Below are 15,142 nucleotides of genomic sequence, written 5' to 3' on the forward strand. Positions count from 1 at the left end.
CGGCGTGGGTGCTGGCCTTGCTAAGGGGCTGCCGCCCCCAGGCCCTCGCTTCGGCCCTGAACGGGCCTTGTCCTCAATCGCCGGACGGGCTGGTTTATGCCGGCGTCTTCTCGATTGCTCGCGGCTTCAGGTCCGCGTTCTCCAGTACGTCCTTCAGGTGCCGCTCGGCCACCGGCAGTACCTCCGCGATCGTCACGTCCCGCCCGAGTTCGCTCGCCAGCGAGGCGACGCCCGCGTCTCGGATTCCGCAGGGGATGATCCGGTCGAACCACTTGTTGTCCGGGTTCACGTTCAGGGCGAAGCCATGCATCGTCACGCCCTTGGCGACGCGGATGCCGATCGCGGCGATCTTGCGGTCCTCGCGGCGCTGGCCGGCGTTGGAAGGGGCGTACTCGGGGCCGTTGAGGCGGGGGTCGAACTCCTCGTCGTGCAGACGCGGGTCGAAGTCGAGGGAGAGTCCGCCGAGGGAGGACGGGCGCTGGTCCACCGGGTCACCCAGGACCCACACCCCGCTGCGGCCCTCGACCCGGCTGGTCTCCAGGCCGAATTCCGCGCACGTGCGGATGAGGGCCTCCTCCAGGCGTCGTACATGCGCCACGACGTCCACCGGGCGCGGGAGCTTCTGGATGGGGTAGCCCACCAGCTGGCCCGGACCGTGCCAGGTGATCTTGCCGCCGCGGTCCACATCGATGACCGGGGTGCCGTCGAGGGGACGCTCGTCGTCGGCCGTGCGCCGGCCCGCCGTATACACCGGAGGGTGCTCCAGGAGCAGCACGGTGTCGGAGATCTGGTCCTCGAAGCGCGCCGCGTGCACCCGGCGCTGCTCGTCCCATGCCTCCTGGTACTCGACGGCGTCCCCTCCGAATCCCATGCGGACGAACCGCAACCCACTCACGGCAAGCGCCTCCCTCAGCGATGGCTGTGTCAGGCACGTAACGTGCCCACGCCACTGTACGTCCGGTCGATGCCCGTCAGTCCTGCGGGCAATCCTCACACGATCGGATGAATGCGCGGAGAAGTGCGCAGTCGGACGCTTACTCTCCGCTACATTCGCGCCGTTCACAGAGGCCAAAAAGGCTGCTCACAGGCAATCCGGGCACCGCAGGGCCTTCGCGAGGCCCGAAAGGCAGGAGACCGCACCGCAGATGACGGAACGACCCGCGCAGCGCACGCCCAACCGACAGCTCGCCGCGCTCATCGCAGAAGCGGGGTTCTCCAACGCGGGTCTCGCCCGTCGAGTGGACCAGCTCGGACTCGAACACGGGCTGGATCTCAGATACGACAAGACATCCGTCACCCGGTGGCTGCGCGGCCAGCAGCCCCGAGGGACCACGCCCGCACTTATCGCCGAGGTGTTCACCCGGCGGCTCGGGCGCCGGCTCACCGCCCAGGATCTCGGCCTCGACGCCTGTGCGCCGGTGTACGCCGGCCTGGAATTCGCCGGCACCCCGGAGGAGGCCGTCGACATCGTCAGCGGGCTGTGGCGCAAGGACTCCGGCAGCCACGCCGAGCTGCGCAAGATCGCGTTCACCGCGGCCGGCCTCGTCGTGCCCAGCCGGGACTGGCTGATCGGCCGCGCCGACGACAAGGTGGCACGCGGCGAGCTGCCCGCACCCACTCTCGCCTTCGCGCGAGCGGGAGGGGCCCCCACCGTCCCCGCGCAGGGCCGCCCGATGGTGCCCCGCCAGCGCGGCCAGGCCGAACGCGGTCCCGGCCAGAAGGTCACCGGAGGCGACATCGCCGCCCTCCGCTCGGTCGGCGACCTGTTCCGCACCCTGGACGACATGTACGGCGGCGGCCACGCCCGGCAGGCCCTCGTGCGCTACCTGGAGCACGAGTGCGAGCCGATGCTGCGCGGCACGTACGGCGAGCAGACCGGCCGCCGCCTGTTCGCGGCCGCCGCCGAGCTGACGAGGCTCGCGGGCTGGACGTCGTACGACATCGCGGCACACGGGCTCGCCCAGCGGTACTTCGTGCAGGCGCTCAGGCTCTCGCAGGCGGCGGCGGACCGGGCGTTCGGCTCGTTCGTGCTGATCACCATGAGCCGGCAGGCCGTCTATCTCGGGCACGGGCGGGAGGCCGTACAGCTCGCGCGCGTGGCGCAGCAGGGGGTCGGGACGACGGCGCCGCCGGTTGTGCAGGCGCTGTTGCACTCGGTCGAGGCGCGGGGGCACGGGGTGCTCGGGGAGGTGCGGGCGTGCACGGCGTCGTTGGTGCGGGCCGAGCGGGCGCTGGAGGCCTCGCGGCCCGGCGATGAAGTCCCGCACTGGGCGCGGTTCTTCGACGAGGCGCAGCTTGCGGATGAGTTCGGGCACTGTCATCGGGATCTGCAGCAGTTTCGTGCCGCCGCGCAACATGCCGAGCGGTCGCTGCAGTTGCGTGCGCCGGCGTTTGCGCGCAGTCGGCTGTTCTGCCGTGTGGTGCTTGCCTCCGCCCGGCTCGGGCTCGGTGAGCTGGACCAGGCGTGTGCGCTGGGGGCGGAGGCGGCGGGGGCGGCCGCGGAGATGCGGTCGGTGCGGGCGGTGGAGTATGTGCGGGACTTCGAGCGGCGGTTGGAGCCGTACAAGGATGCTGCGCCTGTGCGGGGGTATCGGGACAAGGTCGCTGCGCTGGGGTAGCCGTTCCGCCGTAACTTCGACCGTTGAGTTGCTGGTGCGGCGCCGTCGTGGCTTGTCGCGCAGTTCCCCGCGCCCCTGAAGGGGCGCTCAGGCCGCCTGCGTTGTTGGTAGTGGGTCCGTCCGATTCATCGACCCCAGGTCCGTCAGGATTGCTGACGATGCCCTGTGGCCTGAGTGCAGTGCGCCTTGCACTGTGCTTGTGTCTCGGTGGTCGCCGCATACGTACAGGCCCGCCAGCAGGCGTACGGGGCGCCGTAGATCGTGTGGGGGGCGCATTGCGGGGACGGCCTCGGGGGTGTGGTGGACGGCGAGGGTCTCCCAGCGGGCGGTGGGGGTGCCGTAGAGGCGGGAGAGGTGTATGCGTACGGCTGTGTCGGCGTCCGGTGGGAGTGGGCCGAGGATCGTGGAGGAGATCAGGGCGCGGCCTGCGGGGGCGCGGCTCGGGTCGACCTCGCTGGCCACCGACGTGTGTGCCACGGGGCCGCTGCGGTCGGCGTCGAGGAGGAGGGAGGCACCGGTCTCCGGGGGCTCGTCCGTGGTGTGGTGGATCACCGTCAGCGGGTGGAAGTCGGGGACGCGCAGTCCGGGCAGCAGGTCGGCGGCCGTGCGGGCGTCGGTGGCCACGAGGACGGCCCGGCAGCGGAACTCGCCGTGCTCGGCGGTGGTCACCGAGGTCGTGGCGACCGAGGTGACCCGCACCCCGGTGTGCACGGTGCCCGGCGGCAGCGCCCGCGCCAGCAGCTCCGGCAGTACCTCGGCGCCGCCCTCCGGCACACACAGCCGCCCGCTCGCGAAGGCGCGCAGTGCGAGGTCCGCGCAGCGGCTGGACGTGGTGAGTTCGGGGTCGCAGAGCAGGGCGGCGAGCAGCGGCCGCAGGAAACCGTCGATCGTGCGCGCGGGGACACCCCGGGCCGCGAGGGCCTCGCCGGCCGGCAGTTCGGGGCGGGCCAGCAGCCGCTCGACGGGCGTGCCCGCCAGCCGGGCGAGTGCGGCGGCGAGCCGGGCCTGGTCGACGGCGGTGCCGAGGGGGGCGCCGGTCCGCGGGCGGGGGACGGCCGTCTGGTTCCGGGGGTGGACGGAGGTCGGCAAGGGGGCGCTCGCCAGGGCGCGCACGGCGTGTAGTGCGCCCCTTGCGCCCCCATCGTTCGCCGGGGCGCCCGCGCGGTGGCGCCGTCCGCCGCTGTGCAGCAGAACACCCGGCGCGAAGGGGCGCAGTACGAGTGCGTCGAGCCCCGGGGTCATGCCCAGTTCGGGATACGAAGTGGACAGCAGCTGTCCGATGCGGTCGAGCCGGAATCCGTCGACCTTCTCGGTCGACATCCGGCCGCCGAGGTAAGGGGCGGCCTCCAGGACCGCGGTCGTTACTCCTGCGCTGGTCAGCCGATGAGCCGCCGAGAGTCCGGCGACCCCGGCTCCCACGATGACGACGTCCGCCTGGTACGCGGGCTCAAGCACGTGCCCCTCCTCGACGTTGCGCGGCCGGTGGAGACGTCATGCCCCCAACAGGCTCTGGGGATACCCGAGTTCGGGTCGAGGTTAGGGCGGTGATCGGTCAAAGAAAGTCGCGCACCGGCAGGGCACGGTCGCACGACGGTCGCATGCAGCCATCCGGTGACCGGGGGGATCACAGTGCGGCCCGGATCGCTCCCTCGATGTCCGGGAACGCGAACGTGAAGCCCGATTCCAGCAGGCGGGTCGGCAGCACCCGCGCGCTGCCCAGCACATCCCCGGCCATCTCGCCGAGCACGGCCCGCAGCACGGGCGCGGGCACCGCGAAGAGGGTCGGCCGGTGCAGCACGCGGCCCATCGCCGCGGTGATCTCACGGTTCGTCAGCGGCTGTGGGGAGGTCACGTTGAACGGCCCGGACAGCCCGTCGGTGTCGATGAGATGGCGAATCGCTGCCACCTCGTCGTGCAGCGAGACGAACGACCAGTACTGCCGTCCGTCGCCCATCCGCCCGCCGAGCCCCGCCTTGAAGAGCGGGAACAGCTTCCCCCAGGCCCCGCCCTTGGGGGACACGACAAGTCCCGTGCGCGTGAACACCGTTCGTACGCCGGCCTTCTGCGCGGCCACCGCGGCGCCCTCCCACTCCACGCACAGCTCGGGCAGGAAACCGGCACCGTGCGGGGTGCTCTCGTCGACCGTACGGTCACCCGTCTCGCCGTAGAAGCCGATGGCACTGCCGTTCACGAAGACCCGCGGCGGGGTGTCCAGGGAGGCGATGGCCTCCGCCAGTGCCGAGGTGCCGAGGACCCGGCTACAGCGGATCCTCGTCTTGTACGCGTCGGTCCAGCGCCGGCTGCCGACCCCGGCGCCCGCGAGATTGACCACGGCATCGCACCCGGCGAGCCCGGCCGCATCCACCTGCCGTGCCTCGGGGTCCCAGCGGACCTCGTCCTCGGCCCGGGGCGCGCGGCGCACCAGGCGTACCACTTCGTGCCCGTCCGCGGTCAGGGACCGCACCAGGGCACTGCCGATCAGACCGGACGCGCCGGCCACCGCGATTCGCGAGGGTTCCATGACTCCCAGCATGACCGTAGGCGTGCGGTAAGGCCCGGACGGGTGCGGCGCGAAAACCGGATCGGGCGGCCGTCATAGGGTTGCCGCCATGTCTGTCCCGTACATACGCCACGCCACCCTCGACGACGAAGAGACGCTCGGCCGCCTCGACCGGGCCACCTGGTCGACGGTGCACTCCGTCCAGCCGCGCCCCCAGCCGCCGTACGAGCCCTTCTACAACGAGCGGTTCGGGCCGCGTGACCATCTCGTCGCCGAACTCGGCGCGGCTGTCGTCGGCTACATCCGGCTGGGATTCCCGACGCCGCTCGCGTGCAACACCCACGTCCGCCAGATCCAGGGTCTCGCCGTCGCCGAGGAGGCACGCGGTGCGGGAGTCGCGCGGGCGCTGCTGCGGGCCGTGCAGGACGAGGCACGGCGGCAGGGGGCACGCCGGATCACCCTGCGCGTCCTGGGCCACAACACCGCGGCCCGCAAGCTCTACGAGTCGGAGGGCTTCGTGGTGGAGGGCGTGCTGCCGGAGGAGTTCTTCCTGGCCGGCGAGTACGTCGACGACGTGTTCATGGGGCGCAGCCTGAGCTGAGCCCGCGCCCCGAAGGGGCGCGGGGCTGTATCGATGTGCGGCTCCGCCGCGTGGGCGCGACCAGCCACGACGATGCCGCAGACGATCGACGGCATATCGCGGCACCCAGCGGAGCGCTTGGCTACGTCGTGACCAGCTCGCCCGTGTCCACCGGTGCCGTCGCGTCCGCCGCGCGCCGGGCGTCGCCGGCGACCTCGTCGGCCGTGAGGACGTAGCCGGTCCGGGCGTCCGAGGTGGAGCGGGCGAAGACGACGCCGTACACCCGGCCGTCGGTGGTCAGCAGCGGGCCGCCGGAGTTGCCGGGGCGGACCGTCGAGCGGACCGAGTAGATCTCGCGGGTGACCGTGTCGTCGCTGTAGATGTTCTGGCCGGTCGCCTGAACGCGGTTCGCGAGCGTCGCCGCCTGGAGGTTGAGGTCGCCGCCCTCCGGATAGCCCGCGACCACCGCGGCGTCGCCGCGCGAGGCCTCGTCGTCGAACCGCAGGACGGGCGCGCGCAGGTCGGGGACGTACAGCACCGCCACGTCCTTGTCCGGATCGAAGAGCACCACGCGCGAGTCGTACGACCGCCCGACCCCGCCGACCCGGACGCTCGGGTCGTCGATGCCGGCCACCACGTGCGCGTTGGTCATCACATGCTCGTCGGCGTAGACGAAGCCGCTGCCCTCGCGGCCCTGGGTGCCGGAGACCCCCTCGATCTTCACGGTGCTGAGCTTGGCGGCGTTGGTGGCGCTCGCGGTGACGCTGTCGCCGGAGGGCTCGGCGACCTGGGCCGTCGACTCGTTCTCGAAGGGGTTGAAGACCTGGGGGAAGCCCGCCTCGGTGAGCGCGGACGTGGCCCGCGAGAACCAGCTGGGGGTGGTGTCCGGCATGACGTCCTGCACCGTCCCGAGCAGGCTCGAGTCCCGGATCGCGGTGGTGACCAGCGGGGACGAGGACGCGCCCAGGACGCTCGCGGCCACCCACGCCACGATCAGCACGGCCACCGAGTTCGCCACGGCGCCGCCCACTCCGTCGGCCACCCGCAGCGGCCCCTGGTCCAACTCGCGCCGTAGCCGCAGGGCGAGGCGTCCCGCCAGTTCGTGGCCCGTCACCGCGGGGACGAGCACCGTGAGCACGGCGGTCACCGTCGCCGTCGTCGTGCCCGGCGTCGCCAGGTCCATCATCCACGGCAGGATCCATACGCCGATCGCCGCTCCGCCCACGAAGCCGGCCAGCGAGACACAGCCGGCCACCAGTCCGCGCCGGTAGCCGGAGGCCGCGTAGGCCAGGATCAGCAGCAACAGCAGGATGTCGAGCAGGTCCACGAGGCCGCCTTTCTCTCGGACCCCTTAATACGCGGGGAAGTAGCCCAGTGATCAGCCACGCGCGCGTGGCCTCCGGAACCAGCCACGCGTGCGTGTACCCGCAAAAACGTCCCGGACCCGGACGTTGGTTCCACCAGGTGGCACAGCACACATCGCGGGCGGAACGGATCCGGCCGACAGTGGGGTCATGCGTGTCTTCCGAAGAGCGCCGGGTGCACGAAGACCTGGCGCCGCACGAACACCGCGCACCGATGTCCACATACCGGCTGCCGCCCGGGTGCTGCTCGGCTGTCTGCCCGGGCTCGCCGCCGTGACCGCGCTGATGCTGTGTGCGAGCGGAGTCGAGCGGAACGGCACGACGTCCGGGCAGGCGGTCGCGGCCCGGCCCGCCGTCGCCCGGCACTCCGCGGTGCAGCCGCACATCGTGCCGAGGTCGGCCTGGCTGGACGCCGGCGCACGGCGCGCCCAGCCGCCGCCGCGCTACGACGCCAAGGTCACCGCCGTCTTCGTTCACCACACCGACTCGCCCAACGGCTACGACTGCGCTGACGCGCCCCGCATCATCCGCTCCCTGTACGCGGGCCAGACCGGCTCCCGGCAATGGGACGACATCGGCTACAACTTCCTCGTCGACCGCTGCGGCACGATCTACGAGGGCCGCGCGGGCGGCGTCGGCCGCCCGGTCACCGGCGCGCACACCCAGGGCTTCAACCACGGCACCACCGGCATCGCCGCCCTCGGCACCTTCACGGCGGGCGTACCCGTGCCCAAGACCATGACCGACGCGATCGCCCGCCTGGCCGCCTGGAAACTGGGCCTGTCCGGAATCGACCCCCGCGCGAACGTGCCCCTGGTCTCCAGCAACGGCCTCAGCCGGTACGCGGCCGGTACGACGGCCAGGCTGCCCGCCCTCGCGGGCCACAAGGACGGCTTCATGACGAACTGCCCGGGCGCCGCGCTCAGCGCCCTCCTCCCGCAGATCAGGCAGACGGCGGCCCAGCTTCAGGGCCGACGCTGAGCGGTACTGATGAAGTCCGGTGCGGGGCGAAGTCGGCTACGGTCCGGCAGCGCCCCGAAGGGGCGCGGGGCTGTATCGATATGCGGCTCCGCCGCGTGGGCGCGACCAGCCCCCACCGGCCCGCAGCCAACGAACCGCACACCCCGCAGAGCGCTTGCCGCGATTCACCGCCGCCCCAGGTACGCCTTCAGCGCCCGCTGGAGCACCCTGCCCTGGGTGCCCACCGGCCGCTCCCACTCCCCGAGGTACTCCACGGCCATGCCGCCCGCCCCCGTCTTGAACAGCAGCCGGCCGAGCAGGACGCCCTCGGTGAGGGCGGGCGTGATCGAGCGCAGGTCGTACGTCGCGGCGTTCGACGCCCACGCGTCGTACAGCATCCGCCACAACAGCGCGCTGCTGGGCCGCAGTTGGCGACCCCGGCGGCCGGAGGCGGCGTACGAGTGCCAGGACCGGGAGCCGACGTTGATCATGAGTGCGGCGGACAGGACCTCCCCCTCGTACTCGGCGAGATAGAGCCGCAGCCGGTCGCTGTCCTCGGCGGTCAGGGCCTTCCACATGCGCTGGAAGTAGTCCAGCGGGCGGGCCTTGAAACCGTCGTGGGCGGCGGTCGCGGTGTACAGGCGGTGGAACTCGGGCAGATCGCCGCCCGTGCCCGAGACGACCCGGACGCCCGCCGACTCGGCCGTACTCAGGGCCTGCTCCCAGTGCGGTGCGAGGGCGCCGCGCAGGTCGTCCACCGAGCGCTCCTGGAGGGGTATCAGACAGCCGAACCGCGGCTGTCCGAGGCCGAAGCCGCTGCCCTCGTTCTCCTTGCACCGCCGCCACCCGAGCTGCCGCAGCCGCTCCCCGGCGTCCAGCGCGAACCCGTCGATGTCCGCCGCGGGCAGCTCGTGCAGATGCCGTACGCCGGGATCGGCGACGCCCGCCGCGACGACGGACGGATCCCAGCACCGTACGACCACGGGCGGCCCGATCCGGACCGCGAACGCGCCCTCCCGCTCCAGGTGGGCGACGAGCGGGTCCAGCCAGCGCTCCAGCCGCGGGGTCCGCCAGTCGATGTCGGGCCCGTCGGGGAGATAGGCGAGAAAACGCCGGGTCCCGGGCAGCGGCCGGTACAGCACGAGCGCCGTGGCGGCCATCGACTTGCCCTCGAACCAGCCGATGCTCTGCGCAAGCCAGCCCGGCTTCACATCGCCCCACTCGGGGATCTGGAGATGGCTGGCGTCGGGATGCAGCCGCAAGTGGGCGAGGTGTTCCTCGCGCGTGATCTCCCGCACGTACGGGCTGGTCATGGGCAGGGTGCTCCTGTTCGGGGCGGCCACCGTAAACCGGGGACGACGGGACGGGTCAAGGGCCCACGGTTCACAGGTTTCTCGTAGTCGGTTCACCGATCTCCCCGAGATCGGATTTCTATCGTCATGCACACGCACTGACTGGAGGTGGGGAAGAAATGAACAGCAGTCGCACCGAAACCCGGAAGAACACCCACGGTTGGACGAGGAGCGCCCGCGGTCCCTGGGCCGTGGTCTGCGCGGTGGCCACGGTCGTCCTCGGCCCGGCCGCGGTCACGGCCTCGGCCCTCGACCAGGCCAACGCGGCCCCGATGCACCACGCGGTGAAGGTGGACCAGACGCACGCGTACATCCCGTCCGACGCGGGGCGCCGACGCACCGCCGCGTGAGCCTCAGTCCCTGAACCGCTCCCACAGCTTGGGATACCGCCCGGCCAGCGCCCGCTCGTTCTCGAAGTCGATCGGCGTGCCCTCCGGCTCCGGGGGCGCGGGCGGAATGCCGAGGTCCGGGGCGACGGTACCGGTGAGCTGCTCATAGGCCTCGTCGGCCGCGTAGCCGAGCTCCTCGCCGTCGCCGTCGAGTTCCTCGTCGAAGTCGTCGAGCAGATCGGCGAGCGAGTCGGGATCGTGCACGGCACCCTCGTACACCTCCCGGCCCTGGCCGATCAGCCAGCACCGGAAGAAGTCGAACGCGTCGTCGCTCACCCCGTCCAGCAGCACCCAGGCGGCGCCCCACAGGTCCCAGGTGTACGCGCGGTGGTAGCGCGCCTCGAAGTGACGGGCGAAGTCCAGGACCGAGTCCGGGTCGCGCTGGAGGAGGCGCTCCACGAGCAGGTCGGCCTGCTCCTCGGGGTCGCCCTCGGCCGCCTCGCCGGCCCCGTCGATCAGCTCCCAGAACTCCGTCTCGTCCATCACGGGTCAAGCATCGTGCCTGGACGGGTGGGGCGCACGTGGAGTGGGACGGATTGTTATGGGCGGTACGGCGTGATCAGTGGTACGTGACCTGATCGGTACGGAGTCATCGGTCGTACAGGACCGCCAGCCGCGCCGCGTCCCCCGCGAACCGCGCCCGCAGGCCTTCGGGCGCCAGCACCTCGGCCTCCGGACCGAGCGCCGTCAGCTGCGTGTGGGCGACCTCCTCGGACTCCACGGGGAGGGTCACGGTCACCCGACCGCCGGAGTCCGGGGCGTCCGCGTTCCGCAGCGCCTCCCTCGCGGCGAGCGGATCGACGGCGTGCGGCAGCCTGCGCACGCCGTCCGCGGACAGCCGTACGACGACCTCGGCGCGCAGAATGGACCGGGCGAACTGTTCGGCCCGCTCCTCCCAGAAACCGGGCAGATCGAAGTCCTCGTCGCGGGTGAAGCGCTCGGCACCGGGCTCGACGGCCTGGAACCGGTCGATCCGGTAGACCCGGGGGGAGCCGTGCGGGGCGGCTCGCGCGCACAGGTACCAGACCCCCGCCTTCAGCACGAGCCCGTACGGCTCCAGCTCCCGCTCGACCTCACCGGCGCCCTTGCGGTACCGGGCGGTGATCCGCCGGTCGTCCCACACGGCGTCCGCCACCACCGGCAGCAGCGGGGGTGCCTTCGGCTCGGTGAACCAGTTGGGGGCGTCCAGGTGAAAGCGCTGGGCCGCCGTCCTGGACGCGTCCCGCAGGGAGGGGAGCAGCGCGGCCGACACCTTCAACCGGGCGGCGGAGGCGGCATCATCCAGGCCCATCTCGCGCAGCGCACCCGGCACACCGCTCAGAAACAGCGCTTCGGCCTCGCTGCGCGCCAGCCCCGTCAGCCGCGTCCGGTACCCCCCGATCAGCCGGTACCCCCCGGCCCGCCCCCGGTCGGCGTACACCGGTACTCCCGCCTCCGACAGCGCCTGCGCGTCCCGCGTGACGGTCCGCTCGGACACGTCCAGCTCCCGCGCTAGCTCGGATGCGGTCATGGCAGGCCGGGATTGGAGGAGCAGCACCATCTTGATGAGGCGGGCAGCACGCATAGGTCCATGATGCCGGGGCTGTGCGGGCGGGTGCGGGTCCGGATGTGGCTGGTCGCGCAGTTCCCCGCGCCCCTAAAGACAAAAGCCAGGGGCGCAGCCCCAGCTTTCAGGGGCGCGGGGAACTGCGCGACCAGCCCCCACTCACCCGCGGCCGAATTACAACCCGTACCGCTCCCGCGCTTCCTTCACCGCGGTCGCCTTGACCTCACCGCGTCGCGAAAGCTGGGCCAGCGCGGCCACGACGATCGACTCGGCGTCGACGCCGAAGTGACGGCGGGCGGCGTCACGGGTGTCCGACAGGCCGAAACCGTCCGCACCCAGCGAGGAGTAGTCCTGCTCGACCCACTGCGCGATCTGGTCCGGCACCTGGCGCATGTAGTCGGAGACCGCGAGGACAGGGCCCTCGGCGCCGTGCAGCGCCTGACGGACGTACGGCACCTGCTCCTCGCCCCGCAGCAGCGCCGCGTCGGCCTCCAGCGCGTCCCGCCGCAGCTCGCTCCATGACGTCGCCGACCACACGTCGGCGGCGACACCCCACTCCTCGGCGAGCAGCTGCTGCGCCTTGAGCGTCCAGTGGATCGCCGTACCGGAGCCCAGCAGTTGGATGCGCGGCGCGTTCGCGGCCGGTGAAAGCCCCGCCGACTCCGCCGTGTTGAAGCGGTAGAGGCCCTTGATGATGCCCTCGTCGACACCGGGACCGGCCGGTTTCGCGGGCTGCGGCATCGGCTCGTTGTAGACGGTGAGGTAGTAGAAGACGTTCTGGTCCTCACCCGGGGCGGCCTCGCCGTACATCCGGCGCAGACCGTCCTTGACGACGACCGCGATCTCGTACGCGAACGCCGGGTCGTACGTCATCGCCGCCGGGTTCGTCGCCGCGATCACCGGCGAGTGACCGTCCGCGTGCTGGAGACCCTCGCCCGTCAGCGTCGTACGACCGGCCGTCGCGCCGACCAGGAAGCCGCGGCCCAGCTGGTCGCCGAGCTGCCACATCTGGTCGGCCGTACGCTGCCAGCCGAACATCGAGTAGAAGATGTAGAACGGGATCATCGTCTCGCCGTGCGTCGCGTACGACGTGGACGCGGCGATGAAGTCGGCCATCGAACCGGCCTCGGTGATCCCCTCGTTGAGGATCTGGCCGTTCTTGGCCTCCTTGTAGTACATCAGCTGGTCGCGGTCGACCGGCTCGTACGTCTGGCCCTTGGGGGAGTAGATCCCGAGCGACGGGAACAGCGACTCCATGCCGAAGGTGCGCGCCTCGTCGGGGACGATCGGCACCCAGCGTTTACCCGACTCCTTGTCGCGGACCAGGTCCTTGACCAGACGGACGAAGGCCATGGTCGTCGCCACGTTCTGCGAGCCGGAGCCCTTGTCGAAGGAGGCGAAGGCCTTCTCGGCGGGCGCGGGCAGCGGGGCCACGGCGTGCGTACGGCGGGCCGGGGCCGGGCCGCCGAGGGCCGCGCGGCGCTCCTGGAGGTAGCGGACCTCGGGGGAGTCGGCGCCGGGGTGGCCGTACGGCACGACACCGTCGACGAAGTCACTGTCCTTGATGGGCAGTTCGAGCAGATCACGCATCTGCTTGAACTCGTCCACCGTCAGCTTCTTCATCTGGTGGTTGGCGTTCTTCGACGCGAAGCCCTGACCGAGGGTGTGGCCCTTGACCGTCTGGGCCAGGATCACGGTCGGCGCGCCCTTGTGCTCGACGGCGGCCTTGTACGCGGCGTACACCTTGCGCGCCTCGTGACCACCGCGGGAGAAGTGGAAGATCTCCAGGATCTTGTCGTCGCTCAGCAGCTTCGCCATCTCGGCGAGCGCCGGGTCGCCGCCGAAGAAGTCCTGGCGGATATAGGCGGCGTCGCGGGTCTGGTACGTCTGCACCTGCGCGTCCGGTACCTGGCGCAGCCGGCGTACGAGCGCGCCGGTCGTGTCGAGCCGGAACAGCTCGTCCCACGCCGAGCCCCACAGCGTCTTGATGACGTGCCAGCCGGCGCCGCGGAACTGGGCCTCCAGCTCCTGCACGATCTTGAAGTTGGCGCGGACCGGGCCGTCGAGGCGCTGGAGGTTGCAGTTGATGACGAAGGTGAGGTTGTCCAGCTCCTCGCGGGCGGCGAGCGCGAGGGCCGCCGTCGACTCCGGTTCGTCCATCTCGCCGTCGCCGAGGAAGGCCCAGACGTGGGACGCCGAGACGTCCTTGATGGAGCGGTTGGTGAGGTAGCGGTTGAAGCGCGCCTGGTAGATGGCGGAGAGGGGACCCAGACCCATGGAGACGGTCGGGAACTCCCACAGCCAGGGCAGACGGCGCGGGTGCGGGTACGACGGGAGGCCGTCGCCGCCCGCTTCCCGGCGGAAGTTGTCGAGGTGCTGCTCGCCGAGCCGGCCGTCGAGGAAGGCGCGGGCGTAGATGCCGGGGGAGGCGTGGCCCTGGATGTAGAGCTGGTCGCCCGAGCCGTCGGCCTCCTTGCCCTTGAAGAAGTGATTGAAGCCGGTCTCGTACAGCCACGCGGCCGAGGCGAAGGTGGCGATGTGGCCGCCGACGCCGTACTTGCTGCCCCGGGTGACCATCGCGGCCGCGTTCCAGCGGTTCCACGCGGTGATCCGGTCCTCCATCGCCTCGTCACCCGGTACGGCGGGCTCGGCGGCGGTGGGGATGGTGTTGACGTAGTCGGTCTCGAGGAGCTTGGGCAGCGCGATGCCGTTGCCCTCCGCGCGCTCCAGTGTGCGGCGCATCAGATACGCGGCACGGTGCGGGCCGGCAGCCTTCGTGACGGCGTCCAGTGAGGCCTGCCATTCGGCGGTCTCCTCCGGGTCGCGGTCCGGGAGCTGGTCGAGCTCGCTCGGCTGGATGGCGTTGGGGTCGGTCATGTCGCCGCCTTCCTCAGTCGAAGGGGGTTCCCTCATCGGTAAGGGTTCGGGGGTGCCCTTGGTCTTTGGCAGGACAGGGCTGGGGCCCCGGTAGAAGCCCGTCGGCGACTCTAACTCCCTGATCGATGATCGATCAAAGGGTTGATGAGCAAAACCTCTTGATCACGAGAAAGTCGGCACGGGGTGCCTTCGGGGTAGGCACCGGGTGCCGTAAATTCTGTGGGTTTTCGCAGGTGGGGACGCGTTTGAGCAAGGGCATGCTCAGGCTCGCGGTGCGCACCCCAGCACATGGGCCTTCACGATCTCGGCGATCCGCGGATCCCTGCGGCGGAACGCCTGCACCAGTTCCTCGTGCTCCTCGGCGTACGACTGCTGCACCGTCCCCAGCCACCGGATCGACAGCGCCGTGAACACCTCGATGCCGAGCCCCTCCCAGGTGTGCAGCAGCACCGAGTTGCCGGCCGCCCGCACCAGCTCCCGGTGGAAGCCCACCGTGTGCCGTACCTGCGCCGTGCCGTCCGACTCGCGGTCGGCGTCGTACAGCGCGGCCACATGCGGCTCCAGGGCCGAGCAGTCCTCCGCCAGCTTCTCCGCCGCCAGCTCCGCCGCGATCGCCTCCAGGCCGGCCCGGACCGGGTAGCTCTCCTCCAGGTCGGCGGCGGTCAGATTCCGCACCCGTACGCCCTTGTTGGGCGCCGACTCGATCAGCCGCAGCGACTCCAGCTCACGCAGTGCCTCGCGTACGGGTGTCTGGCTGACCTCCAGCTCGGTGGCGATCCGCCGCTCCACGATGCGCTCGCCCGGCTTCCAGCGGCCGCTGACGATCCCCTCCACGATGTGCTCGCGGATCTGTTCGCGCAGCGAGTGGATGACGGGGGCGGTCATGAGGGCTCCTTCGGGCGCGTTTGACGCTTAGACAATAAGGCCGGTTCGCTCCGCGGGGTGGCGTATGGGGG

Annotated in this window: 13 protein-coding genes; 4 read left to right on the forward strand and 9 right to left on the reverse strand. The window is 71.4% G+C overall.

Annotation, left to right across the window (positions count from 1 at the left end; all coding sequences use genetic code 11):
• Positions 1-94: 94 nt before the first annotated feature.
• Entirely contained in the window at positions 95-895 is an 801-nt protein-coding gene (lipB, locus tag KCH87_RS17000) for a lipoyl(octanoyl) transferase LipB (RefSeq protein WP_210586936.1), read from the reverse strand.
• A gap of 250 nt (positions 896-1,145) precedes the next feature.
• On the opposite strand from lipB, the gene KCH87_RS17005 reads away from it, so the two are divergent.
• Positions 1,146-2,618 (forward strand): regulator, encoded by a 1,473-nt coding sequence (locus KCH87_RS17005; RefSeq protein WP_210586937.1) that lies wholly within the window; start codon positions 1,146-1,148, stop codon positions 2,616-2,618.
• Between the two features lie 87 nt (positions 2,619-2,705).
• Here KCH87_RS17005 and KCH87_RS17010 read toward each other — a convergent pair whose 3' ends face one another.
• Both KCH87_RS17010 and KCH87_RS17015 read right to left on the reverse strand, forming a co-directional pair.
• A complete protein-coding gene (locus KCH87_RS17010) occupies positions 2,706-4,073 on the reverse strand; it encodes an NAD(P)/FAD-dependent oxidoreductase (RefSeq protein ID WP_210586938.1) in 1,368 nt (455 codons plus the stop codon).
• A gap of 169 nt (positions 4,074-4,242) precedes the next feature.
• Positions 4,243-5,139, reverse strand: a complete 897-nt coding sequence (locus tag KCH87_RS17015) for a TIGR01777 family oxidoreductase (RefSeq protein ID WP_210586939.1) — start codon at positions 5,137-5,139, stop codon at positions 4,243-4,245.
• An 88-nt stretch (positions 5,140-5,227) separates the two neighbouring features.
• Here KCH87_RS17015 and KCH87_RS17020 point away from each other — a divergent pair, with 88 nt between their 5' ends.
• Positions 5,228-5,719, forward strand: coding sequence for a GNAT family N-acetyltransferase (locus KCH87_RS17020; RefSeq protein ID WP_210586940.1), 492 nt, complete (start codon positions 5,228-5,230; stop codon positions 5,717-5,719).
• A gap of 121 nt (positions 5,720-5,840) precedes the next feature.
• Here KCH87_RS17020 and KCH87_RS17025 read toward each other — a convergent pair whose 3' ends face one another.
• Positions 5,841-7,025: a MarP family serine protease gene (locus tag KCH87_RS17025; protein ID WP_210586941.1), complete on the reverse strand. Its 1,185-nt coding sequence runs from the start codon at positions 7,023-7,025 to the stop codon at positions 5,841-5,843.
• Positions 7,026-7,212: 187 nt separating this feature from the next.
• Here KCH87_RS17025 and KCH87_RS17030 point away from each other — a divergent pair, with 187 nt between their 5' ends.
• A complete protein-coding gene (locus tag KCH87_RS17030; RefSeq protein WP_210586942.1) occupies positions 7,213-8,043 on the forward strand; it encodes a peptidoglycan recognition protein in 831 nt (276 codons plus the stop codon).
• A 164-nt stretch (positions 8,044-8,207) separates the two neighbouring features.
• On the opposite strand, the gene KCH87_RS17035 is transcribed toward KCH87_RS17030, so the two are convergent.
• Positions 8,208-9,335 carry a peptidoglycan bridge formation glycyltransferase FemA/FemB family protein gene (locus tag KCH87_RS17035; protein WP_210586943.1) on the reverse strand — a complete coding sequence of 376 codons (1,128 nt, stop codon included), beginning with the start codon at positions 9,333-9,335 and terminating at the stop codon, positions 8,208-8,210.
• 158 nt (positions 9,336-9,493) lie between these two features.
• On the opposite strand from KCH87_RS17035, the gene KCH87_RS17040 reads away from it, so the two are divergent.
• Positions 9,494-9,724: a hypothetical protein gene (locus tag KCH87_RS17040; protein WP_210586944.1), complete on the forward strand. Its 231-nt coding sequence runs from the start codon at positions 9,494-9,496 to the stop codon at positions 9,722-9,724.
• Positions 9,725-9,727: 3 nt separating this feature from the next.
• Here KCH87_RS17040 and KCH87_RS17045 read toward each other — a convergent pair whose 3' ends face one another.
• The 4 genes from KCH87_RS17045 to KCH87_RS17060 all read right to left on the reverse strand — a co-directional run bounded on the left by KCH87_RS17045 (position 9,728) and on the right by KCH87_RS17060 (position 15,071).
• On the reverse strand, positions 9,728-10,246 hold the full coding sequence (locus KCH87_RS17045; RefSeq protein ID WP_210586986.1) for a DUF4240 domain-containing protein: 519 nt from the start codon (positions 10,244-10,246) through the stop codon (positions 9,728-9,730).
• A 106-nt stretch (positions 10,247-10,352) separates the two neighbouring features.
• The gene (locus tag KCH87_RS17050; RefSeq protein WP_210586945.1) at positions 10,353-11,327 is read right to left on the reverse strand and encodes a YafY family protein; all 975 of its coding nucleotides are present in this window, start codon (positions 11,325-11,327) and stop codon (positions 10,353-10,355) included.
• Positions 11,328-11,483: 156 nt separating this feature from the next.
• On the reverse strand, positions 11,484-14,186 hold the full coding sequence (gene aceE / locus KCH87_RS17055; RefSeq protein ID WP_210586946.1) for a pyruvate dehydrogenase (acetyl-transferring), homodimeric type: 2,703 nt from the start codon (positions 14,184-14,186) through the stop codon (positions 11,484-11,486).
• Between the two features lie 261 nt (positions 14,187-14,447).
• Positions 14,448-15,071 (reverse strand): GntR family transcriptional regulator, encoded by a 624-nt coding sequence (locus KCH87_RS17060; RefSeq protein WP_210586947.1) that lies wholly within the window; start codon positions 15,069-15,071, stop codon positions 14,448-14,450.
• Positions 15,072-15,142 lie beyond the last annotated feature (71 nt).

This window comes from Streptomyces sp. GESEQ-35 (genome assembly GCF_017948485.1).
Lineage (GTDB): Bacteria > Actinomycetota > Actinomycetes > Streptomycetales > Streptomycetaceae > Streptomyces.